This is a genomic window from Comamonas sp. GCA5, assembly GCF_036541385.1.
Classification (GTDB): Bacteria; Pseudomonadota; Gammaproteobacteria; order Burkholderiales; family Burkholderiaceae_C; genus Comamonas; species Comamonas aquatica.
The window spans coordinates 1-21,860 of record NZ_JAZHFR010000007.1 but is presented as its reverse complement, the minus strand read 5'-3'; the positions used below and the strand labels follow the sequence as shown (position 1 = coordinate 21,860).

The window sequence follows — 21,860 nt, the reverse complement described above, 5'->3', positions numbered from 1 at the left end:
AAAAGCAATCACCGAAAGATGCTGGCGCCGCTGGATGGGGCGCAGCAAAAGGCCTGCAGGAAAGTGCAGGCCGTGGATTCGGAGCGTGATTCTAGGGGTAATCGCTTGGCCTGCGCCGCGCCGGTGCAACAGGCCCGCAACTGCACCAGCTTAATTCGGCAGCCCTGCAAAAAATGTCGGAATGTGCCATGCAGGGTGCAGGCCCGGGATGACCGTGCGCGGTCAGCGGCGGGACCAGAAGCGCTGCTGCTGGGCGGCGATCTCCGCGGCCAGCTCGGGCACCGGGCCGATCAGCGCCACGGGCTTTTGGCAGTGGTCAAAGATGTAGCGTGCGGGCACGCTCATCGTCGGGTTCTCGCCGTGGTTGCCGGTGCATTGCAGCAGCGCATGCTCGGTCATGCCGAACACGATGCGGCCGATGTTGGCCCAGTAGGCCGTGCCGGCGCACATGCAGCAGGGTTCGACGTTCGTGTAGAGCGTGCAGCTCCACAGGAATTCGGGCGTGAAGTTGGTGACCGCCATGCGCGCCAGGGTGGACTCGGCATGGTTGACGGTGTCGATGTTGCACTGCTCCATCAACACCGTCTCCTGGTCCGGGCCGACCAGGATGGCGCCAAACGGGTGGTGGCCCAGGGCCATGGCCCGTTCGGCCACCCGCTGGGTGTGGCGCAGGTGGCGGCACAGTTGCTCGTGCGTCGGGACAAGGCCCTGGGCGGGCAGGGTGTGGGGTGTGGCAGTCATGGGTACAGAAAGTGTGTACCGCCATGCAAGCAATTAGCGTGCACACCCGCCGCCCTGGCGTGCACGGGGCCTGGGGTGCATCAGGCCTGGGGGGCTGTGGAGGGCACCGGTTGCACCGGCCAGCCCTGCAGGTGCTGGCGCGCCACGTCGCGCAGCGCACCCATCCAGGTGGCGTGGTCGTTCAGGCAGGGGATGAAGCGGTAGTCCTTGCCCCCGGCGTGCACAAAGGCTTCGCGCGCTTCCTGGTTGATTTCCTCCAGGGTCTCGATGCAGTCGCTGGTGAAGCCGGGGCACATGATGTCCACGCTCTCCAGGCCCTGGCGGGCCATCTCGACCAAGGTCGGCTCGGTGTAGGGCTCCAGCCACTTGGCCTTGCCAAAGCGCGACTGGAAGGTCAGCACATACTGGCTGTCGTCCAGCCCCAGGCGCGCGGCCAGCAGCCGGCCGGTGGCATAGCACTCGTCGCGGTAGGGGTCGCCCAGCTGCCAGGTGCGCTCGGGCACGCCGTGGAAGCTCAGGAACAGTTTCTGCGCCCGGCCGTTCTCGCGCCAGTGCTGCTCCACGGTCTGTGCCAGCGCTTCGATGTAGCCCGGGTGCTCGTGGTAGCGGTGCACGAAGCGCAGCTCGGGGATGTGGCGCTGGGTCTTGGCCCAGTCGTAGACCGCATCGCACACGCTGGCCGTGGTGGTGCCGGAGTACTGGGGGTACAGCGGCAGGATCAGGATGCGGGTGGCGCCCTGGGCCTTGAGGGCGTCGAGCTGCGCCGGGATGCACGGATTGCCATAGCGCATGGCCGGTGCCACCAGCACATTCGCGCCGGCTTCGCCCAGCCAGCCGCGCAGCAGGGTGGCCTGGCGCTCGGTGAAGTACAGCAGCGGCGAGCCCGTGGCGCCGCCCTGGTTCCAGACGGTGGCGTACTTGGCGGCCGAGGCCTTGGGGCGCAATCGCAGGATGATGCCGTGCAGGATGGGCCACCACAGCAGCTTGGGGATTTCCACCACGCGGTCATCGCTGAGGAATTGCGCCAAGTAGCGGCGCACCGCCGGGGCGGTGGCGGCATCGGGGGTGCCAAGGTTACACAGCAGCACGCCCGTGCGTTCAGGCTGGCCGGAAGGGAGCTGGGGTTCGGGGGCAAAGCGTGAGAGCATGCAGTGATTGTCGCAAAACCCGGGTGGGCTCCGCACCGCGGGGGCTGTTGCGTGTGGCGGCTTGCAGTAACCTCGGCCCATGCTTGACCCATCGCAAATCCACGCCATCACCCTGGATCTGGACGACACGCTGTGGCCGATCTGGCCCACCATCCACCGCGCTGAAGAAGTGCTGCTGCTATGGTTGAAAGAGCGTGCAGCCAAGACCGCACAACTGTTTGACACCCCCAAAGCCCTGCGTGCCATCCGCGAACGCGTGGAGCAGGAGCGCCCCGACCTGCGCCATGACCTGAGTGCCATGCGCCGCGAGTCCATCCGGCTGGCGCTGCGCCAGGCCGGCGACGATGAGGATTTGGCGACCCCCGCGTTTGATCTGTTTTTTGCCGAACGCCAGCGCGTGCAGCTGTTTGACGACGCCTTGCCGGCACTGGAGTTCCTGGCCCGGCGCTGGCCCGTGGTGGCCGTGACGAATGGCAATGCCGACATCCACCACATCGGGATCGGCCGCTTCTTTCGCGACAGCTTCAACGTCATGCGCACCGGCTTTGCCAAGCCCGATGCGCGCATCTTTCACCTGGCGGCGGCGGCCGTCGATGTGCCGCCTTCGGCCGTGCTGCATGTAGGAGACGACGCCAAACTGGATGCCGTGGCAGCCCGGGATGCGGGTATGCACGCTGTTTGGCTGAACCGCAGCGGCTTAGATTGGCCGGTAGAGAAAGAGCACCCACCCACCACGGTGGCCAGCTTGCAAGCGCTGTGTGACATGCTGGCTGCCTGAGGGTTTTGCCCCCAGCGGGGCGCAGGAGCCAGCGTATGCCCAGCACTTTGTCGCGCAACCCCAGCATGGATCTGCCCGTCCCCCTGTCCGTTGGCCTGGTGCAGCCCCTGGGCTGGCTGGCCCTGGGCTGGAAGGACATGTGCCGTGCCCCGGCACTGAGCTTGGCGCATGGCCTGTGCCTGACGCTTTTCGGCCTGTTGATCCTGTGGATCGGGCATGACCGCTTCTGGCTGATGGCCGGCGCCTTGTCGGGTTTTCTGGTCATGGGGCCGGTGGTGGCCACCAGCCTGTACGCCATCAGCCGTGCCCTGGAGCGTGGCGAGCCGGTGGGCTGGCGCCTGGTGCGGCATACTTGGTCCCATTGGCAACAGGGGCACAGCAAGCTCGGCAACGACTACTGGTGCCTGGTGCAGTTCGGCGTCTTGCTGTCCATCTCGGCCACGGGCTGGGTGCTGGTGTCTGCCTCGCTGATCACGCTGATGTCCCCCGTGCGCATCGCCACACCGCTGGACTTCATGCAGCACGTGGTGCTGGCGGCGGATGGCAGTCTGTTCCATCTGTGGCTGGCGCTGGGCAGCCTGCTGGCGGCACCCATCTTCGCTTCCAGCGTGGTTTCTATGCCTTTGTTGCTGGATCGCAAGGTTTCTTTGCCGCAGGCGGTGCTCACTAGCTGGTTGGTGATTTTGCAAAACCCCATTCCCATGGCCGTGTGGGCGGGGTTGATTTTGATGTTTACCTTGCTGGGCCTGGCGTCGCTGCTGCTGGGGTTGGTGTTTGTGATGCCCATGCTGGGCCATGCAAGCTGGCATGCCTACCGCGATCTGGTGGATGCCTCCGACTTTGCGCTGCGGGAGGCGGCGCACGGCGTGCCAGGGCGGTGAGGTTTCTAGGACCTGTGTTGTGATCTTCGGTTTTACAGAACAACAAATTTCGGAATTTTCCTGACCTACGGCGTGGGGGCCTTCATCCTCTTCATGCTGTTCATCATTGGTCACCTGGCCTGGCAGTCCAAGGCGGGCAAGTTCGGCACCTTTGTGCTGTTTCTGGGCCTGGCCGTGGGCTTCATCGGTTTTCTGGCGAAGGTCGTGATCCAGTGGTACCTGGAAAAGTGATCGCTTCTTAAACCATAGCTGTCAGCGCATGCGATGCAAGCACTTTGGGCCAAAAAAGGCCTGAAGTGCTTTGTCTTTGCGCGCTGTCAGCTATGTTTTTAGAAAGTTGTTCACTGCTGCAGCCGCCTGCAGTCCGCTGCGCACCGCGCCTTCCAGCGTCGCGGGGTAGGGGCCTTGCACATAGTCGCCGCAGGCCCACAGCCCCGGCAGGATGTCGGCAGCGGGGCGCTGCACGCCGGGCGTGCAGGCAAAGGTGGCGCGCTTGTCGATCACGGTTTTCAGCGGCTGCAGATCGGGCAGGCGCAGCTGCGTGCGGGCCTGCGCCAGCACCTGCGACTGCAGCAGTGCCTTGTCGCCCTGGCTGGCGCTGACCACCAGGGCCAGCAGGCCGGCCGGGCCCCCCAACTGTCCCTTGTCGAAGGCGAACTGCGCGGGGGCGTCCGCATGGCTGCGCAGGGCCACCATGGGCGCCGGCAGGCCAGGGCCCTGCGCCGTGTGGGCATAGACCGTGGCGATCGCCGTGTGCGGCAGCGCCTGAGCGCAGTTGGCCCAGGCGGTGGTCCGCCCGGACAGCGGTGCGGGCACCCCCTGCAGGGCCTGCACCAGGCGTGCCGCCTCGGCGCAGGGCGTGGCCAGCACCACGGCATCCATGCTTTCGCCATCCACCTGCCAGGCAGCGCCATGGTCTGTCGGGGGGGTGAGGGCCTGCACGCGCTCGCCCAGGCGCAGCCGGGCACCGCGCTGGCGCAGCCAGGCGGCGGCCGTGGCCGGGAACAGGGTGGACAGGTTGGTGCGCGGAATCAGCAGGTTGGAGCCGCCTCGTCCGCTGAACAGTCCATCCTGCAGCACCCGCAAGAAGATCTGCCCGCTGGCGGCGCTGGCCGGCAGGTTCAAGGCCGAAATGCACAGGGGATCGACAAAGTCTTGCAGCAGGCGCGCCGGCAGGCCCTGGCACAGGTCGGCCACGCTGGCGCTGGCCGGGCACTGGAACTGCTGGCGCTGCCAGCGTTGGGCCGTGCGCAGCAGGGCCAGCTTCTCGCGCCAGTGCCAGCCGCGGGCGCGGGCAATGCCCCAGGCTGCGTCCCAGGGCGGGGCCCAGTCGGGCAGGTGCAGCCCCTGGCCATCGGCGTAGCGCAGATCCAGCGGCAGGCGCTGCAGGGCTGCGGCTTCCACGCCGACGGTGCGCAGCAGTTGCAGGCAGGCCTGGTAGGCACCGATCAGGATGTGCTGGCCGTTGTCGACCGTCCAGTGGCCACCGTCGGGTGCGGGAATGTCCAGGGCGCGCGCACGGCCGCCCCACTGGCGGCTGGCTTCCCAGACCTGCACCTGGTGGCCCTGCTGCTGCAGGGCGACGGCGGCGGCCATGCCGGCCCAGCCGCCGCCCACGATGGCGATGCGCTGCGGCTGGGGCATGGCCCTTACATGCGGCCCAGGGCCTGCATCTTCCACGCCAGCCACAGCTTGCGCAGCGGCGTCAGGGCGATGCGCTGGTGCAGCACCTGGAACTGGCCGGCTTCAATCTCGCGCAGCAGCGTGCGGTAGATGCTGGCCATCATCAGGCCGGGCTTCTGGGTGCGGCGGTCGGCCGCCGGCAGCAGCGCCAGGGCTTCGTCGTAGAGCTGGTGGGCGCGTTGCGCCTGGAAGCGCATCAGGGCCGTGAAGCGGTCCGAGTATTCGCGCTTGGTGATCTCGTGGGCCTTGACGTCGAACTGCTGCAGCTCGCTGATGGGCAGGTAGATGCGCCCGCGCATGGCGTCTTCGCCCACGTCGCGGATGATGTTGGTGAGCTGGAAGGCCAGGCCCAGCTTGTGGGCGTAGGCGGTGGTGGCCGGGTCGGTCTGGCCGAAGATGCGGGCCGCCACTTCGCCGACGACGCCGGCGACCAGGTGGCAATAGCGCTGCAGGCCGGCAAAGTCGAGGTAGCGGGTCTGCTCCAGGTCCATCTGGCAGCCCTCGATCACCGCCTGCAGGTGGCGCTGCTCGATCCCGAACTCGGCCACGTGCGGCATCAGGGCCTGCGTCACCGGGTGGCTGGGCTGGCCGCCAAAGGCCTGGGCGACTTCCTGCTGCCACCAGGCCAGCTTCTGGGCGGCCACGCCCACGTCCTGCACCTCGTCCACGACATCGTCCACTTCGCGGCAGAACGCATAGAACGCGGTGATCGCGGCCCGGCGGTTGGCTGGCAGAAAGAGGAAGGCGTAATAAAAGCTGCTGCCCGATGCGGCAGCTTTTTCTTGGACGTAGGTTTCCGGATTCATATGGCGGGCGATTGTCACATGCTTGGGCAGGGCCGCAGCGCTGTGTACTGGATTAGTGCGCGGCTTGATCTGCATCAATGGAAGGGTGTGCTTATTTTTCGGGCAAGCCCCTAAGATCATAGGGTTGCAATTTGATACAAGCATACGAGATGCCGAGCTTCAATTCCCTGCGTCTGACACAGCGGTACATGCTGGTCTTTTTCGGTTACTTCGCATCGATGGCGGTGGTCATCGGCATGAGTTGGTATGGCTTGATGAGCTCTCGGGATAGCCTGCGTTCCTTGCACGACGAGTCGCTGCAGCGCATCTTGCTGGCCGACTCGATCAACGAAAGCGTGTCGCAGATGCGCATGCAGACCCTGCTGTCGTTCCAGCACGCCCCCGACAACCCCCTGTCGGCCCTGCACGACCACCCCACGTCCAGCCACTTGGAGCTGATCCGGCACAACCTCGACAAGGGCGTGGAGTGGCAGCAGCAACTGGCCAAGATCGTCACCGAGCCCATGGAAAAGGAAATGTTCGCGGAGGCCATCCGTGCGCAGAACGCCTGGAACGCCAAGCTGGGCGAGATTGTGCGCAGCATGGAGAACGGCGACTTCAGCAGCGAGCAGATGTCGCGCTTCCTGACCCTGGGGCGCGAGGAGGGTGACATGCTGGTGGCCCTGGTCGGCGCCTTCAAGGGCCTGCAGATCACGCAGGCGGACGTGGCCTACCAGGCGGCGTCCGAGCGCTACCACTTCAGCATCCTGGTGTTCGTGCTGTGCGTGCTGCTGGGCGGTCTGCCGGCCACGCTGCTGTCGGTGTCGCTGCTGCGCCGCATGAGCCACGGCTTCAAGTCCGCACACCACACCGCCCAGGTGATTGCGGCGGGCGACATCTCCCAGCGCGTGCCGGTCAGCGGCAAGGATGAAATCACCGAACTGCTGGTGCAGATGGAAGACATGCGCACGCACCTGCACGACATCATCTACAAGGTGCGCAGCGGTGCCGATGCGATTGCCGGCGCCTCGACCCAGGTGGCGGCGGGCACGGGCGATTTGTCGATGCGCACCGAGCAGCAGGCGGCCTCGCTGCAGCAGACGGCCTCGGCCACCGAGGAGTTGTCGAGCACGGTGCAGCAAAACGCCGACAGCGCCTTGCGCGCCAGCGAGCTGGCCTCGGGGGCCACCAAGGTGGCGCAGCGTGGTGGCGAGATGGTGTCGCAGGTGGTGGCGACCATGGAGGACATCAACACCTCGGCCAAGAAGATCGAGGCCATCATCGGGGTCATCGACAGCATTGCCTTCCAGACCAACATCCTGGCGCTGAATGCCGCCGTGGAAGCCGCGCGCGCCGGTGAACAAGGCCGTGGCTTTGCCGTAGTGGCCAGCGAGGTGCGTTCGCTGGCGGGCCGTTCGGCCGAGGCGGCCAAGGAAATCAAGGTGCTGATCAACGACTCGGTCAACCGCGTGCGCCTGGGCAGCGACCAGGTGCACCGCACCGGCAAGACCATGGAGGACATCGTGCAGAGCATTGCGCGCGTGTCCAGCATCGTGCACGAGATTGCCGATGCCAGCCGCGAGCAGTCCAAGGGCCTGGCGCAGATCAACGATGCGGTCTCGAACCTGGACGACGTGACCCAGCAGAACGCGGCCCTGGTGGAGGAAACCTCGGCCGCCTCGAGCGCGCTGCAGGAACAGGCGCGCCAGATGGCGGAAATGTCGGCCCAGTTTGTGCTGGAAGCTGGCGCCACCACGGGCACGCCGTACATCAGCAGCTACAGCCGCCCCGGCGCATCCACGGCCAAGGCCAAGCCTGCGGTGTACCAGGGGCAGCGCACGCTGGCGTCGCCTGCGCTGGCGCCGGCCGAATCGGCGAACGAAGCCGCGTAAAGCCACGAGCCCTCTGAAGTTCCAGGCTGGTGCATGCACCGGCCTTTTGCATGGGGCGTGCGATCACATCCACAGCGCACGCCAGAGCATGCGCGGCAGGTCGGCCTTGCTCAGGGTGCGGCGCGTGTGCAGGCTGGCGCCCTGTTGTGCTTCCACCCGGTCCAGCACGCGCAAACCGCCTTGCACCACCAGGCGCAGCTCCCAGCCGATGCGCCCGGGCAGGCGGTGCACAAGTGGCAAGCCTTTTTGCATGCTGGCCCTTGCCCATGCTGCGTTGTCAGCTATGAGTTTCTGTATGGCCGGGGTGACCTGTTGCCGTGCCAGTTCCTGCCGGGTGACGGCCCAGCGTTGGCAGTCAGCATCGGTCAGGTAGTGCCGCTGGCGCGGAATGTCTTCGCTCAGGTCCTGCCAGAAGTTGATCAGCTGCAGCGCCGTGCAGATGGCGTCGCTGTGCGCCAGGGCCTGCGCATCGTGCACGCCATACAGGTGCAGCAGCAGGCGGCCCACCGGATTGGCCGAACGGCGGCAATAGTCCAGCAGTGCCTCCCGGTCGGCATAGGTGGCGCCATCGCGCGTCTTCTCGATGTCCTGGATGAAGGCGCTGAGCAGGTCGTCCAGCAGCCCGACGGGCAGTTGCCGCTGCTGCAGCTGGTGTTGCAGCGGCGCAAAAATGTGCGCCCAGTGCGGCGCCGGTGGCTGGCCGCCGGCCGTGGCGTGCAGTTCGCTGCGGTAGGCCTGCAGTTGCTGCAAACGCTGGGCGGGCGTGGCCGTGCCTTCGTCGGCCAGATCGTCGGCTGCACGCGCAAACGCATAGATCGCGGCAATCGGCTGGCGCAGCGGGGCCGGGCACAGCCAGGACGCGACGGGGAAGTTCTCGTAGTGCGTGACCGGGGCGGCTTGCGGGCTGGAGGAGGGGGCGGGCGTGTTCACGCCGTGATTGTCGCTTGACAGGTTGCGGGGGCTCTCCTAGATTGCTAACCAGTCAGTCAGTAACTTATCTTTCCCCCTCCATGGTTTCTACTCTTCGGTTGCGGCCCAGCCTGGGCCTTTGCGTTGTCGCGCTGGTGGCGTTGACCTTGTCGGCCTGTTCGCGCCAGGCGCCGGCGCCCGAGCCGGTGCGTGCGGTGAAGTTGCTGGAGGTGGGGGCCAGTCCACTGCAGACCCGGGTGGAATATGCCGGGGATGTGCGGGCACAGACCGAATCGCGCCTGGGCTTTCAGGTGGCCGGCAAGCTGGTGCGGCGTGCCGTGAATGTGGGCGATGTGGTGCGCCAGGGGCAGGTGCTGGCCGAAATCGACGGCCAGGACTATGCGCTGGCCGCCCAGGCCGCGCAGGCCCAGGTGGCCGCCGCACGGACGCAGCGGGACCTGGCGCAGGCGGACTGGCAGCGCTTCTCGGCCCTGAAGGAGAAGGGTTTCATCAGCGGGGTGGAACTGGACCGCCGCCGCGCCAGCCTGCAATCGGCCCAGGCGCAGCTGGAACAGGCCCAGGCCCAGGCTGCGGCCCAGAGCAACCAGAGCAGCTATGCCCGGTTGCTGGCGCCGGCCGCCGGGGTGATCACGGCGGTGAGTGCCGAGCCGGGGCAGGTGGTGTCCGCGGGCACCGCGGTGCTGCAACTGGCCCACGATGGGCCGCGCGATGCGGTGATCGCCGTGCCCGAAGGTGCGCGCGGTCAGATCGCCGTCGGACAGGCGGTGCAGGTGCGCATCTGGTCCACGGCCGAGAGACTGTCAGCCACGGTGCGCGAGATGGCCGCCAGCGCCGACCCGGTCACGCGCACCTACAGCGTGAAGGTGGGCCTGCAAGGCCAGCCCCAGCCGGACCTGGGCGCGACGGCTTATGTGTCCATGGATTCCGGGGCGGCAGCAGCCCAGGCCGCCTTGAAGCTGCCGACCACGGCGTTGTGGCAGCAGCAGGGTGCGTCCATGGTCTGGCGCTTCGATCCTGCCAGTGCCACCGTGCAAGCGCAGCGTGTGGAGGTGGGCAGCGTCGAGGGCAGCGAGGTGGTGATTGCCTCGGGCCTGGAGCCGGGCATGCAGGTGGTGGTGACGGGCACCCACGTGTTGACGCAGGGCCAGAAGGTCAGCGTCTATCAGCCACGCCACCCTGAAGCTGCGCACTGAGCCTGGAGCCAAGCATGAGTGACCGAGACCAAGCGCCGCAACCGACGCCGGACAAGCCGGGCTTCAATCTGTCGCGCTGGGCGCTGCAGCACATCCCGTTGACGCGCTACCTGATGGTGGTGATCCTGCTGTTGGGGGGGGCCGCCTATTTCCAGCTGGGGCAGGATGAGGACCCGCCGTTCACCTTCCGTGCGATGGTGGTGCGCACCTACTGGCCGGGGGCATCGGCCCAGCAGGTGGCGGAGCAGCTGACCGACAAGATCGAGCGCACCCTGCAGGAGGTGCCCTACGCCGACAAGATCAGCAGCTACTCCAAGCCTGGGGAGTCCCAGGTCATCTTCCAGCTGCGGGACAATTCGCGCCCCCAGGATGTGGCCAACCTCTGGTACACCGTGCGCAAGAAGATTGGTGACATGCGCTACACCCTGCCGCAGGGGGTGCAGGGGCCGTTCTTCAACGACGAGTTCGGGGATGTCTACGGGGTGATCTATGGCCTGTCGGGCGAAGGCTACAGCTACGCCGAACTGAAGACCTTTGCCGACGACGTACGCCAGCAACTGCTGCGGGTCAAGGATGTGGCCAAGGTCGAGCTGTTCGGCGTGCAGAACGAACGCATCTTCGTCGAGCTGTCCCAGAAGCGCCTGGCGCCCATGGGGCTGGACGTCAACCAGGTGGTGGGGCAGTTGAACCAGCAAAACGCCATCGAGGGTTCCGGCGTGCTGCAACTGCCGCAGGAACAGGTGCAGATCCGCGTGGCCGGTCAGTTTGATGCGCTGGAGCAGGTGCGGTCCATGCCGGTGCGTGCGCCGTCCGGTGTACTGCTGAAGCTGGGCGACATTGCCAGTGTGACGCGCGGCTACGAGGACCCACCCAGTGTCAAGGTGCGTCATGAAGGGCGCGAAGTGATCGCCCTGGGCATTTCGATGACCAAGGGCGGAGACATTGTTGGCCTGGGCCACGCCCTGCGTCAGGCTGTGGCGCAGATCGGTCCCAAGCTGCCGGTCGGGGTGGAGCTGGTCAACATCCAGGACCAGCCGAGGGCAGTGACCGAATCGGTCAACGAGTTCATCAAGGTGCTGGTCGAGGCGGTGGTGGTGGTGCTGGCGGTGAGCTTTGTCAGCCTGGGGCTGCACAAACGTGCGGAGGCCACCGTGTGGTGGCGACGCTGGTACATCGATCCAAGGCCGGGGCTGGTGGTGGCGGTCACCATTCCCCTGGTGCTGGCAGCGACCTTTCTGGCCATGTGGTACTGGAAGATCGGCTTGCACAAGGTGTCCCTGGGCTCGCTGATCATCGCCCTGGGCTTGCTGGTGGACGACGCCATCATTGCGGTCGAGATGATGGTGCGCAAGCTGGAAGAGGGCTACGACAAGCTGCGCTCGGCCACCTTCGCGTATGACATCACCGCCAAGCCGATGCTGACCGGGACCCTGATCACGGCGGCCGGCTTCCTGCCGATCGGCATGGCCCAGTCCATGACCGGGGAGTACACCTTTGCCATCTTTGCGGTCACCGTGATCGCGCTGGTGATCAGCTGGGTGGCCTCGGTGTATTTCGTGCCCTACCTGGGCAGTCTGTTCCTCAAGGAGCCGCAGCGGACGGTGCAGGCCGGATTTGCCCAGGATCCGCACGAGGTGTTCGACAGTGCCTTCTATGGGTGGTTTCGCGCGGCGGTGACATGGTGTGTCGCGCACCGCTGGCTGACGATCGCGGTCACAGCGGCGGTGTTTGGCCTGGGGCTGTTCGGCATGACGCGGGTGCAGCAACAGTTCTTTCCGGATTCCAACCGGCCGGAGATCCTGGTGGACGCCTGGTTCCCCGAGGGGACTTCGTTTGCCGGCAACGAGCAGGTGGCCCAGCGCATGGAGACCTTCCTGCGGGCACAGACCGGGGTGCAGAGCGTGACGGTGTGGGTGGGCTCGGGCGTGCCGCGTTTCTATCTGCCGCTGGACCAGGTGTTCCCGCAAACCAATGTCTCGCAATTCATCGTGATGATGGATGACCTGGCGGCGCGCAACCGTTTGATGCAGGCTTTGCCGGCAGGGCTGGCGCAGGCGTTTCCCGAGGTGCGGTCCCGCGCCAAGCTGCTCCCCAGTGGGCCGCCCGTGCCCTATCCCGTGCAGTTCCGGGTGGTGGGGCCGGATGCGCAGCAGCTGCGTGTGCTGGCCGACCGGGTGAAGTCCGTGATGCAGCAGCACCCCGATCTGCGTGGGGTCAACGACAACTGGAACGAGTCGGTCAAGGCCATGCGCCTCGAGATCGACCAGGACAAGGCGCGTGCCTTGGGTGTCAGCAGCCAGTCGATTGCCCAGGCCATGCAGACCATGTTCTCGGGCACCACGATCGGCCAGTATCGAGAGGGCGACAAGCTCATCAACATCGTCTTGCGCCAGCCGATCGAAGAGCGCGATGCGCTGTCGGACCTGGCCGCGGCCTATGTGCCCACGGCATCGGGCAAGTCGATCCCTTTGCTGCAGATTGCCCAGCCGGTGTTTGCCTGGGAGCCGGGGGTGTTGTGGCGGGATGCGCGCAGCTATGCCATCACAGTGCAGGGTGATGTCCGCGAGGGGCTGCAGGGCGCGACGCTGACACAGGCGCTGAAGCCGCAGCTGGACCGTTTGCAGGTGCAGTGGACTGCGGAAGGCTGGGGGGACTACCGCATCGTCGTGGCTGGTGCGGTGGAGGAAAGTGCCAAGGGCGCTTCCTCGATTGCAGCCGGCATTCCTGTCATGCTGTTCCTGGTGTTCACCTTGCTGATGCTGCAATTGCACAGCTTCAGCCGTGCCTTGCTGGTGTTCATGACCGGCCCGCTGGGGATTGCGGGCGTGGCGGCCGCCTTGCTGCTGCTGAACCGCCCGTTTGGCTTCGTGGCCTTGCTGGGGGTGATCGCCCTGATGGGGATGATTCAGCGCAATTCGGTCATCCTGATCGATCAGATTGAATCGGACCGCGAGCGGGGCGTACCGGCCTGGGATGCCATCGTGGAAGCCGCAGTACGGCGCTTGCGCCCCATCGTGCTGACGGCCGCCGCTGCGGTCCTGGCCATGATCCCGCTGTCGCGCAGCGTGTTCTGGGGCCCGATGGCGGTGGCCATCATGGGCGGTTTGATCGTGGCGACGGTCTTGACGCTGTTCGCCTTGCCGGCAATGTATGCGGCGTGGTTCCGCGTCAAACGCCCGGATGTCCACTTTTTCCCTGAAAAATGATGGGCGCTGTCGTTCTGCTGCGAAGTTTTCGCGGTTAAAATCGCCGATTGACCTATGACGCGGGTCGGTGTACGCCGGTCCGCTGTTATCCAGACCGCGCGGGTGGCGAAATTGGTAGACGCACCAGGTTTAGGTCCTGACGGTGGCAACACTGTGCGGGTTCGAGTCCCGCCCCGCGCACCACATTCCAGTGAGACTATGCGGAATACGGTGCAGGCTGTGAACTGCAGCCGGCTCGGTCCACTACTTTCCCCGAATTAGGAATCACCATGGCCGTTACAGTTGAAACTCTCGAGAAGCTTGAGCGCAAAATCACGCTGAGCCTGCCCCTCGCTGCGATTCAGACCGAAGTTGAAGCGCGTCTGAAGAAGGTTGCACGCACTGTGAAGATGGACGGTTTTCGTCCTGGCAAGGTGCCCATGAATGTGGTGGCGCAGCGTTATGGCTACTCCGTCCAGTATGAAGTGCTGAACGACAAGGTGGGCGAAGCTTTTGCCCAGGCTGTGGCCGAAACCGGTCTGCGCGTGGCAGGTCAGCCTCGTATTTCCGAAAAGGAAGGCGCTGCCGAAGGTCATGCCGATTTCGAAGCCGTGTTCGAAGTGTTTCCTGAAGTGAAGATCGGTGACTTGGCCGGCGCAGCAGTGGAAAAGCTGACCGCTGAGGTGGATGATGCCGCCATCGAGAAGACCCTGGACATCCTGCGCAAGCAGCGCCGCACTTTCGCCCAGCGTGCAGCTGACGAAGCCGCAGTGGATGGCGACCGCGTGACCGTGGATTTCGAAGGCAAGATCGATGGCGAAGCATTTGCCGGCGGCAAGGCTGAAGGCTTCCAGTTCCTGGTGGGCGAAGGTCAGATGCTCAAGGAGTTTGAAGACGCTGTGCGTGGCATGAAGGCGGGCGAGTCCAAGACTTTTCCTCTGGCCTTCCCTGAGGACTACCATGGCAAGGATGTGGCTGGCAAGACGGCCGACTTCCTGGTGACTGTGAACAAGCTGGAAGCTGCACACCTGCCCGAAGTCAACGAGGCGCTGGTGAAGTCGCTGGGCATTGCTGATGGCAGCGTGGAAGCTCTGCGCGCAGACATCAAGAAGAACCTGGAACGTGAAGTGAAGTTCCGCCTGCAGGCCCGCAACAAGCAAGCGGTGATGGATGCCCTGGTGTCGGTTGCCGAGCTGGATCTGCCCAAGGCGTCTGTGCAAGCTGAAGTGGCCCGTCTGATGGAAGGCGCGCGCGCTGACCTGAAGCAACGCGGCATCAAGGATGCGGACAAGGCGGAAATTCCTGAAGACATCTTCCTGCCCCAAGCTGAGCGCCGTGTGCGCCTGGGCTTGGTGGTCGCTGAACTGGTCAAGACCAACAAGCTGGAAGCCACTCCTGAGCAACTGAAGGCCCACGTGGACGAGCTGGCTGCTTCCTATGAGAAGCCTGAAGAGGTGGTGCGTTGGTACTTCGGTGATCGCCAACGTCTGGCGGAAGTGGAAGCTGTTGTGATTGAAAACAACGTGACCGAATTTGTGCTGGGCAAGGCCAAGGTCAGCGACAAGGCTGTGTCGTTTGAAGAACTGATGGGTCAAGCGTAATCAAGCTGGCTTGCTGCCACATCTGCCTTGAGAAGGTGGGTGTGGCCTAAAAAGTTCTGATTCCGGGGCTTGTGCTTTCGAGTGCAGGCCCCATTTCATTTCTTGGTTACAGTATTTGTTCTGTTCCATCGTATGGAGAAAACATGAGCGCATTGGATATGCAAGGTTTGGGTATGGTGCCCATGGTGATTGAGCAGTCAGGCCGTGGTGAGCGGTCCTATGACATCTATTCCCGCTTGCTCAAAGAGCGCGTGATTTTTTTGGTGGGTCCGGTGAATGACCAGACGGCCAATCTGGTGGTGGCGCAGTTGCTGTTCCTGGAGAGCGAGAATCCTGACAAGGATATTTCCTTCTACATTAACAGCCCCGGGGGTTCGGTCAGTGCAGGCATGGCGATTTTTGACACCATGAACTTCATCAAGCCCGATGTGTCCACGCTGTGCTGCGGTATGGCTGCCAGCATGGGGGCTTTCTTGCTGTCTGCAGGCGCCAAGGGCAAGCGATTTGCCTTGCCCAACTCGCAAGTCATGATCCACCAGCCGTTGGGCGGTGCCCAGGGTCAGGCAACGGAAATCGAGATCCATGCCCGCGAAATTCTGAAGACACGCGAGCGTCTGAACAAACTCTTGGCCGAGCAGACTGGCCAGCCGCTGGAAAAAATCCAGCACGACACCGAACGTGACTACTTCCTGTCTGCGCACGAAGCCAAAGACTATGGCTTGGTCGACAACGTGATCGAAAAGCGCGTGTAACACACGGCGCTGCTAGGCAGCAGGCGGCGCTTTCCCCTTCGGATAGCGCCGTTTTTTCATTGCTATCATCCTCTCTCTATTGACGTAAACAAGGCGTAGCCCCCATGGCCGAGAAAAAAGGCACATCCAGCGAAAAGAACCTCTATTGCACCTTCTGCGGCAAGAGCCAGCACGAGGTCAAAAAGCTGATTGCTGGTCCGTCCGTCTTCATCTGCGATGAATGCATTGATTTGTGCAATGAAATCATCCGGGATGAAGTGCCGGGCAATAGCCCACGCGAAGCGCGTGGAGATCTGCCTACGCCTGCAGAAATCAAGGCCAATCTCGACAACTATGTGATCGACCAGGAGCAGGCCAAGCGCACGTTGGCGGTGGCGGTCTATAACCACTACAAGCGTCTGAACCACAAGGACAAGGCTGGCAAGGACGATGTGGAGTTGTCGAAAAGCAATATTTTGCTGATCGGGCCCACGGGTTCGGGCAAGACCTTGCTCGCGCAAACCTTGGCGCGGCAGTTGGATGTGCCTTTCGTCATGGCCGATGCAACGACCTTGACCGAGGCGGGCTATGTGGGTGAGGACGTTGAAAACATCGTTCAGAAGCTGCTGCAAAGCTGCGACTACAACATTGAGCGTGCCCAGCGCGGCATCGTCTACATCGATGAAATCGACAAGATCTCACGCAAGTCCGACAACCCCAGCATCACTCGGGATGTGTCGGGTGAAGGCGTACAGCAAGCATTGCTGAAGCTGATCGAGGGCACCATGGCCAGTGTCCCCCCCCAAGGCGGGCGCAAGCACCCCAACCAAGACTTTTTGCAGGTTGATACCACCAACATCCTGTTCATTTGCGGCGGTGCGTTCCAAGGCCTGGAGAAAGTGATTGAAAACCGGACGGAGGCATCGGGGATCGGTTTCGGCGCCGCCGTGCGCAGCAAGGCCAATCGTTCGTTGACCGAGCTGTTCCGCGAGATTGAGCCGGAAGACTTGATCAAGTTCGGCATCATCCCTGAGCTCGTGGGGCGTATGCCGGTTGTGACGGCGCTGACCGAATTGAACGAAGAAGCTTTGGTGCGCATCTTGACCGAGCCCAAGAATGCGCTGGTCAAGCAATTCAGCAAGCTGCTGGCCATGGAGGGTGTGGAGCTGGAGGTGCGTCCTGCCGCGCTCGGTGCGATTGCGCGCAAGGCGATCGCCCGCAAGACCGGCGCACGTGGATTGCGCTCCATCCTTGAGCAGTCCTTGCTGAGCACCATGTTCGAGTTGCCGAATCTTGAAAATGTAGAGAAGGTGGTGGTGGAGGAGTCCACCATCGCTGAAGGCAAGACGCCTTTGCTGGTGTACCGAGAAGCCGCGAAGAAAGCTTGAGTGAAATCGGATAGAGCTACTGGTGCGTACGGGTGTTCGTGCCGTGGCTCAAGCTGGCAGGTGCAAGCTGCCTGCAGCAGTGCAATTGATTAGTCAGCGTCCGCAATGCGGCGCTGGCGAGTAAGGAGTTCCATGTCTGGATCAACGGAGTTGTCAGTCACCGAGCGTGCGCAACTGCCACTGTTGCCTTTGCGCGATGTGGTGGTGTTCCCGCATATGGTGATTCCGCTGTTTGTGGGTCGTGCCAAGAGCATCAAAGCTCTGGAGCTGGCCATGGAGGCGGATCGTCGCATCATGCTGGTGGCGCAGAAAACAGCGTCCAAGGATGAGCCCGCAGTCTCCGATCTGTTCGAGGTCGGAAGCATTTCAACCATTTTGCAAATGCTCAAGCTGCCCGACGGCACGGTCAAGGTGCTGGTGGAGGGGCAGCAGCGCGCCAAGTTGTTGGATGTGCAGGATCAGGAGACGCATTTTGTGGCTGCTTGTGTGCCCATGGATGCTGGCGAGCCTGTGGCGGATGCGAGTGAAGTGGAGGCGTTGCGCCGCGCGGTGTCGCAGCAGTTCGATCAGTACGTCAAGCTGAACAAGAAGATTCCCTCTGAAATCCTGACATCGATTGCCGGGATTGATGATGCGGGTCGTTTGGCCGACACGATTGCGGCGCATTTGCCTTTGAAACTGGACCACAAGCAGTTGGTTCTGAATCTGGCAAACGTGAAAGAGCGGCTGGAGAATCTCTTCGAGCAACTGGAGCGCGAAGTCGATATCCTGAATGTCGATAAGAAGATTCGCGGTCGCGTAAAGCGCCAGATGGAGAAGAACCAGCGCGATTTTTATTTGAACGAGCAGGTCAAAGCGATTCAGAAGGAGTTGGGGGAGGGCGAGGATGGCGCCGATCTCGAGGAGATCGAGAAGAAGATCAAGGCTGCCAGGATGCCTGCAGAGGCGCGCAAGAAAGCCGAAGCGGAGTTCAAGAAGCTCAAGCTGATGTCGCCCATGTCTGCCGAAGCCACGGTGGTGCGCAACTACATCGATGTGTTGACGGGCTTGCCTTGGTCGAAAAAAACCAAGATCAAGCATGATCTGGCGAATGCTGAAGAGGTGCTGAACGCTGACCACTTTGGCCTGGAAAAGGTCAAGGATCGCATTCTGGAATATCTTGCCGTGCAGCAGCGTGTGGACAAGGTCAAAGCGCCCATTTTGTGCCTGGTCGGGCCACCCGGGGTGGGCAAGACCTCGCTGGGGCAGTCGATCGCCAAGGCGACGGGGCGCAAGTATGTCCGTATGGCCCTGGGCGGCATGCGCGACGAGGCGGAAATTCGTGGGCACCGCCGGACCTACATCGGTGCGATGCCCGGCAAGGTCTTGCAAAGCTTGGAGAAGGTCGGAACGCGCAATCCGCTGTTCCTGCTCGACGAGATCGACAAGCTGGGCATGGACTTCCGCGGGGACCCCTCCAGCGCTTTGCTGGAGGTGTTGGACCCGGAGCAAAACAATGCCTTTGGTGATCACTACGTGGAGGTCAATTTCGACCTGAGCGACGTGATGTTCGTGGCAACGTCCAATTCCATGAATATTCCTCCAGCGCTGCTGGATCGCATGGAAGTGATTCGTCTGTCTGGCTACACGGAAGACGAAAAGCTCAATATTGCCAAGCGGTACCTCCTGCCCAAGCAGATCTCCAACAATGGCCTGAAAGAAGGTGAGCTCGAGGTCAAGGACGATGCCATCCGTGACATCGTTCGCTACTACACGCGTGAAGCGGGGGTACGCTCTTTGGAACGCGAGCTGTCGAAAATCTGCCGTAAGGTCGTCAAGGGCTTGCAGCTGAAGCAGCTCAAGCCCAAGGTGATTGTCAAGGCGGCAAATCTTGATGACTATTTGGGTGTCCACAAATTCACCTACGGACGTGCCGAGCAGCTCAATCAAGTGGGGCAGGTGGTGGGGCTGGCCTGGACCGAAGTGGGGGGTGATTTGCTGACCATTGAGGCGGCTACCATGCCGGGGAAAGGCAACATCCTGCGTACGGGCTCGCTGGGCGATGTCATGAAAGAGTCGGTCGAGGCTGCACGAACCGTGGTGCGCAGCCGTGCCCGCATGCTAGGGATTGAAGACGCTGCTTTTGAAAAGCGCGACATCCATGTGCATGTGCCCGATGGCGCAACCCCCAAGGATGGTCCCAGCGCAGGTGCTGCCATGACGACTGCCTTCGTGTCGGCATTGACGGGCATTCCGGTGCGGGCCGATGTGGCAATGACCGGTGAAATCACTTTGCGAGGGGAAGTGACCGCGATTGGCGGCTTGAAGGAAAAGCTGCTGGCCGCATTGCGCGGTGGCATCAAAACGGTCCTCATCCCCCAGGAGAACGTGAAAGACCTGCAAGAGATACCTGCGAACGTCAAGACCGAGCTGGAAATCATTCCTGTGCGCTGGATCGATGAGGTGCTCAGGGTTGCCCTGGAGCGCATGCCCGTCGCATTGGATGAGGACGTAGCAGCTGTCCCGCCGGCTGGCGTGGCTGCCACCAAGTCTGTGGTGCGCAAGCCTGCGGCCAAGAAGACGCGAGCGGTGAAGCATTGATGAAATTTTGTAGCGCTGTTTTCTGGAGTGTCAAAAAATTGCGCTACAATTCATTCCATCGCATCGGTGCTTGAGATTCTGTTGTAGAATTTAGGGCTTCGTTGATAAGCGGGAATAGCTCAGTTGGTAGAGCGATACCTTGCCAAGGTATAGGTCGTCGGTTCGAACCCGATTTCCCGCTCCAGGTTTTTGTCTCTTTCAAGCAATTGAAAGATTCGCGGGAATAGCTCAGTTGGTAGAGCGATACCTTGCCAAGGTATAGGTCGTCGGTTCGAACCCGATTTCCCGCTCCAGTTTTTTGGCTCTTTCAAGTAATTGAAAGATTTGCGGGAATAGCTCAGTTGGTAGAGCGATACCTTGCCAAGGTATAGGTCGTCGGTTCGAACCCGATTTCCCGCTCCAGTTCAGGTGGCTCTAACAAGCTTCCAGGTCAGGCGCGATAGCAAAGCGGTTATGCAACGGATTGCAAATCCGTCTAGTCCGGTTCGACTCCGGATCGCGCCTCCAAAATGCGGGAATAGCTCAGTTGGTAGAGCGATACCTTGCCAAGGTATAGGTCGTCGGTTCGAACCCGATTTCCCGCTCCAATTCAAAAAGGGAAGCAACAGCTTCCCTTTTTTCATGTGTGCGCAGTCCGAAGCATGGCTAGAAGATCGGTTATGCTCGCGGGCTTGCAACAGTGCCCCGGTGGTGAAATTGGTAGACACATCGGACTTAAAATCCGCCGCCTATTAAAACGGCGTGCCGGTTCGATTCCGGCCCGGGGCACCACGAACAATCAAGGCTGAAAAAGCCTGAACAGCACTCAAGCCCGCTTTCTCCTCTGAAAGCGGGCTTTTTTCTTGCCCAAACTGTCCTCTCTGTTCGTACCGAACAGCACCTAAAAACGGCGTAAATTACCCAATCGTTACGCAGGTTTTACGCATCGCATTACGCACGATGCTCTTGGAGAGGGGAGGGGCCGTGGCCTACTACAGAAAGCTCAAGACTGGTTGGCGCGCAGAGGTTGTGCGCGAGGGTGTGCGCAAGTCCGCCGTGCGGCCTACCAAGGCAGAAGCACAGGCCTGGGCTGTGGCCGAAGAAGCCGCCATCCTGGCAGGTGCACGCGGCCAATATCCCAAGCGCACTTTGGAAGAAGCGATCGATAAGTACCGGCAAGAGGTAGTCAGCAAGAAGCCTGCTGATCGACAGCGCGCAGATAACCTGCGTTTGGATGCTTTGGTGCGTGATTTCCCCTGGCTCACAGGCAAAACGTTCCATGAAATCAGCGGAGCCGACTTGGCCAAGTGGCGTGACACCCGCTTGAAAACGGTGCTTCCCAACACTGTGCTGCGTGAGGCACAGCTTTTCCGCCCTATCTGGACGATTGCTATCCGAGAGTGGAAGTGGGCCGGAGAAAGCCCGTGGAAGTCCATCAAGCTGCCGGCGAAGGGATTTGCCCGAAAGCGCACCAGCGCATGGACAGAGATCCGCTTGATGCTGCGTTCTGCAGGCGTGACGCGTGGCACTGCACCACTGGCGCCTACACAAGAAACGGCATGGGCGATGTGGGTGTCTTTGCACACAGCCCTGCGCAGCGGTGAGATTCTGCGTATGAGCCGCAGCACAGTGGACTTGAAGCGAAAGATTTACACGCTGACCGAGCACAAGACCGCGGGGGTTATTGGTGCTCGCAAGGTCCCGTTGACCACACGTAGCCTGCGTCTGCTACGTGTGCTGGATCAGGCCGCAGCAGCAGCCGGCCGTGACAACTATTTCACAATCAGCGACGACAGCCGGGACGTGCTTTATCGCAAGCTGCGTGATCGGGTCATGATCGATGGCCTTCACTTCCACGACCGAGGGTGTGCAAAATTTTGTGTAAACGGCCAATCAACAGCCGGCGCAAGCCGGCCTGTCCGTAAACACTATGAACACCAAGAAACACGACGTACCCGAAGAACTGCTGTCTGGCCTGCTGGCCAACTACAAGAGGCCCGAAGACCTCATCGGCGAGAACGGCCTGCTCAAACAGTTGACCAAGCTACTGGTCGAGCGAGCCCTGGACGCCGAATTGACCGAACACTTGGGCCACGAACGCAACGAAGCAGTGTCCAACCCCGTTGGCAACACCCGCAACGGCAAGAGCAAGAAGACCCTCAAGGGCGATTTCGGCGAACTGCCCATCGAGGTACCCCGCGACCGCCATGGCAGCTTCGAGCCTCAGCTCATCCCCAAGCACCAGACCCGCTGGGCCGGCTTTGACGACAAAATCATCTCGCTGTACGCCCGTGGCATGACGGTGCGCGAGATACAGGCCCACCTCGAAGAGATGTACGGCACCGAAGTTTCGCCCAGTCTGATT

The 21,860-nt window shown here is 62.5% G+C and carries 16 protein-coding genes, 7 tRNA genes and 1 pseudogene; 18 read left to right on the top strand and 6 right to left on the bottom strand.

Annotated elements, in window-relative coordinates; translation table 11 throughout:
- Nucleotides 1–222: 222 nt before the first annotated feature.
- A complete protein-coding gene (locus SJH88_RS02965) occupies nucleotides 223–741 on the bottom strand; it encodes a nucleoside deaminase (protein WP_274753565.1) in 519 nt (172 codons plus the stop codon).
- A gap of 80 nt (nucleotides 742–821) precedes the next feature.
- Nucleotides 822–1,889, bottom strand: a complete 1,068-nt coding sequence (gene hemH / locus SJH88_RS02960; RefSeq protein ID WP_274753564.1) for a ferrochelatase — start codon at nucleotides 1,887–1,889, stop codon at nucleotides 822–824.
- A 79-nt stretch (nucleotides 1,890–1,968) separates the two neighbouring features.
- On the opposite strand from hemH, the gene SJH88_RS02955 reads away from it, so the two are divergent.
- The 3 genes and pseudogenes from SJH88_RS02955 to SJH88_RS02945 all read left to right on the top strand — a co-directional run bounded on the left by SJH88_RS02955 (nucleotide 1,969) and on the right by SJH88_RS02945 (nucleotide 3,779).
- On the top strand, nucleotides 1,969–2,667 hold the full coding sequence (locus tag SJH88_RS02955) for an HAD family hydrolase (RefSeq protein ID WP_274753563.1): 699 nt from the start codon (nucleotides 1,969–1,971) through the stop codon (nucleotides 2,665–2,667).
- A gap of 35 nt (nucleotides 2,668–2,702) precedes the next feature.
- Entirely contained in the window at nucleotides 2,703–3,548 is an 846-nt protein-coding gene (locus SJH88_RS02950) for a DUF2189 domain-containing protein (RefSeq protein ID WP_274753562.1), read from the top strand.
- A 19-nt stretch (nucleotides 3,549–3,567) separates the two neighbouring features.
- A pseudogene (locus SJH88_RS02945) lies at nucleotides 3,568–3,779 on the top strand (DUF2788 domain-containing protein).
- Between the two features lie 90 nt (nucleotides 3,780–3,869).
- On the opposite strand, the gene hpnE reads toward SJH88_RS02945, so the two are convergent.
- Nucleotides 3,870–5,192 carry a hydroxysqualene dehydroxylase HpnE gene (hpnE, locus tag SJH88_RS02940; protein WP_274753561.1) on the bottom strand — a complete coding sequence of 441 codons (1,323 nt, stop codon included), beginning with the start codon at nucleotides 5,190–5,192 and terminating at the stop codon, nucleotides 3,870–3,872.
- A 5-nt stretch (nucleotides 5,193–5,197) separates the two neighbouring features.
- Complete coding sequence (gene hpnD, locus SJH88_RS02935; RefSeq protein WP_045267959.1) at nucleotides 5,198–6,037, bottom strand: presqualene diphosphate synthase HpnD; 840 nt, start codon at nucleotides 6,035–6,037, stop codon at nucleotides 5,198–5,200.
- 149 nt (nucleotides 6,038–6,186) lie between these two features.
- On the opposite strand from hpnD, the gene SJH88_RS02930 reads away from it, so the two are divergent.
- The gene (locus tag SJH88_RS02930; RefSeq protein ID WP_274753560.1) at nucleotides 6,187–7,908 is read left to right on the top strand and encodes a methyl-accepting chemotaxis protein; all 1,722 of its coding nucleotides are present in this window, start codon (nucleotides 6,187–6,189) and stop codon (nucleotides 7,906–7,908) included.
- A 63-nt stretch (nucleotides 7,909–7,971) separates the two neighbouring features.
- Here SJH88_RS02930 and hpnC read toward each other — a convergent pair whose 3' ends face one another.
- Complete coding sequence (hpnC, locus tag SJH88_RS02925) at nucleotides 7,972–8,838, bottom strand: squalene synthase HpnC (RefSeq protein ID WP_274753559.1); 867 nt, start codon at nucleotides 8,836–8,838, stop codon at nucleotides 7,972–7,974.
- An 80-nt stretch (nucleotides 8,839–8,918) separates the two neighbouring features.
- Here hpnC and SJH88_RS02920 point away from each other — a divergent pair, with 80 nt between their 5' ends.
- The 13 genes from SJH88_RS02920 to SJH88_RS02860 all read left to right on the top strand — a co-directional run bounded on the left by SJH88_RS02920 (nucleotide 8,919) and on the right by SJH88_RS02860 (nucleotide 20,287).
- Nucleotides 8,919–10,031, top strand: a complete 1,113-nt coding sequence (locus SJH88_RS02920) for an efflux RND transporter periplasmic adaptor subunit (RefSeq protein WP_042416032.1) — start codon at nucleotides 8,919–8,921, stop codon at nucleotides 10,029–10,031.
- 14 nt (nucleotides 10,032–10,045) lie between these two features.
- A complete protein-coding gene (locus tag SJH88_RS02915; protein ID WP_274753558.1) occupies nucleotides 10,046–13,237 on the top strand; it encodes an efflux RND transporter permease subunit in 3,192 nt (1,063 codons plus the stop codon).
- Nucleotides 13,238–13,333: 96 nt separating this feature from the next.
- Nucleotides 13,334–13,420, top strand: a tRNA-Leu gene (locus tag SJH88_RS02910).
- A gap of 86 nt (nucleotides 13,421–13,506) precedes the next feature.
- Nucleotides 13,507–14,817: a trigger factor gene (gene tig, locus SJH88_RS02905; RefSeq protein WP_043384835.1), complete on the top strand. Its 1,311-nt coding sequence runs from the start codon at nucleotides 13,507–13,509 to the stop codon at nucleotides 14,815–14,817.
- A 143-nt stretch (nucleotides 14,818–14,960) separates the two neighbouring features.
- Nucleotides 14,961–15,569, top strand: a complete 609-nt coding sequence (gene clpP, locus SJH88_RS02900) for an ATP-dependent Clp endopeptidase proteolytic subunit ClpP (RefSeq protein WP_045267034.1) — start codon at nucleotides 14,961–14,963, stop codon at nucleotides 15,567–15,569.
- Between the two features lie 104 nt (nucleotides 15,570–15,673).
- Nucleotides 15,674–16,936: an ATP-dependent Clp protease ATP-binding subunit ClpX gene (gene clpX, locus SJH88_RS02895; RefSeq protein WP_043384832.1), complete on the top strand. Its 1,263-nt coding sequence runs from the start codon at nucleotides 15,674–15,676 to the stop codon at nucleotides 16,934–16,936.
- Nucleotides 16,937–17,068: 132 nt separating this feature from the next.
- The gene (gene lon / locus SJH88_RS02890; protein WP_154163379.1) at nucleotides 17,069–19,516 is read left to right on the top strand and encodes an endopeptidase La; all 2,448 of its coding nucleotides are present in this window, start codon (nucleotides 17,069–17,071) and stop codon (nucleotides 19,514–19,516) included.
- 108 nt (nucleotides 19,517–19,624) lie between these two features.
- Nucleotides 19,625–19,700: transfer RNA gene (locus SJH88_RS02885), tRNA-Gly, on the top strand.
- Nucleotides 19,701–19,733: 33 nt separating this feature from the next.
- Nucleotides 19,734–19,809, top strand: a tRNA-Gly gene (locus SJH88_RS02880).
- A gap of 33 nt (nucleotides 19,810–19,842) precedes the next feature.
- A tRNA-Gly gene (locus tag SJH88_RS02875) sits at nucleotides 19,843–19,918 on the top strand.
- Between the two features lie 31 nt (nucleotides 19,919–19,949).
- Nucleotides 19,950–20,023 (top strand) — tRNA-Cys (locus SJH88_RS02870).
- Between the two features lie 4 nt (nucleotides 20,024–20,027).
- Nucleotides 20,028–20,103: transfer RNA gene (locus tag SJH88_RS02865), tRNA-Gly, on the top strand.
- Between the two features lie 94 nt (nucleotides 20,104–20,197).
- Nucleotides 20,198–20,287, top strand: a tRNA-Leu gene (locus SJH88_RS02860).
- Nucleotides 20,288–20,446: 159 nt separating this feature from the next.
- Here the strand turns inward: SJH88_RS02860 and SJH88_RS02855 are convergent.
- On the bottom strand, nucleotides 20,447–20,776 hold the full coding sequence (locus SJH88_RS02855) for a hypothetical protein (protein ID WP_274753557.1): 330 nt from the start codon (nucleotides 20,774–20,776) through the stop codon (nucleotides 20,447–20,449).
- A 649-nt stretch (nucleotides 20,777–21,425) separates the two neighbouring features.
- On the opposite strand from SJH88_RS02855, the gene SJH88_RS02850 reads away from it, so the two are divergent.
- The coding region (locus SJH88_RS02850; RefSeq protein WP_274753556.1) for a transposase at nucleotides 21,426–21,860 on the top strand (435 nt) is incomplete at its 3' end.

Coding starts and splice junctions, on each gene's coding strand:
- SJH88_RS02965 (WP_274753565.1), bottom strand. CDS start 741: ATGACTGCCACACCCCACACCCTGCCCGCCCAGGGCCTTGTCCCGACG.
- hemH (WP_274753564.1), bottom strand. CDS start 1,889: ATGCTCTCACGCTTTGCCCCCGAACCCCAGCTCCCTTCCGGCCAGCCT.
- SJH88_RS02955 (WP_274753563.1), top strand. CDS start 1,969: ATGCTTGACCCATCGCAAATCCACGCCATCACCCTGGATCTGGACGAC.
- SJH88_RS02950 (WP_274753562.1), top strand. CDS start 2,703: ATGCCCAGCACTTTGTCGCGCAACCCCAGCATGGATCTGCCCGTCCCC.
- hpnE (WP_274753561.1), bottom strand. CDS start 5,192: ATGCCCCAGCCGCAGCGCATCGCCATCGTGGGCGGCGGCTGGGCCGGC.
- hpnD (WP_045267959.1), bottom strand. CDS start 6,037: ATGAATCCGGAAACCTACGTCCAAGAAAAAGCTGCCGCATCGGGCAGC.
- SJH88_RS02930 (WP_274753560.1), top strand. CDS start 6,187: ATGCCGAGCTTCAATTCCCTGCGTCTGACACAGCGGTACATGCTGGTC.
- SJH88_RS02920 (WP_042416032.1), top strand. CDS start 8,919: ATGGTTTCTACTCTTCGGTTGCGGCCCAGCCTGGGCCTTTGCGTTGTC.
- SJH88_RS02915 (WP_274753558.1), top strand. CDS start 10,046: ATGAGTGACCGAGACCAAGCGCCGCAACCGACGCCGGACAAGCCGGGC.
- tig (WP_043384835.1), top strand. CDS start 13,507: ATGGCCGTTACAGTTGAAACTCTCGAGAAGCTTGAGCGCAAAATCACG.
- clpP (WP_045267034.1), top strand. CDS start 14,961: ATGAGCGCATTGGATATGCAAGGTTTGGGTATGGTGCCCATGGTGATT.
- clpX (WP_043384832.1), top strand. CDS start 15,674: ATGGCCGAGAAAAAAGGCACATCCAGCGAAAAGAACCTCTATTGCACC.
- lon (WP_154163379.1), top strand. CDS start 17,069: ATGTCTGGATCAACGGAGTTGTCAGTCACCGAGCGTGCGCAACTGCCA.
- SJH88_RS02855 (WP_274753557.1), bottom strand. CDS start 20,776: ATGGAACGTTTTGCCTGTGAGCCAGGGGAAATCACGCACCAAAGCATC.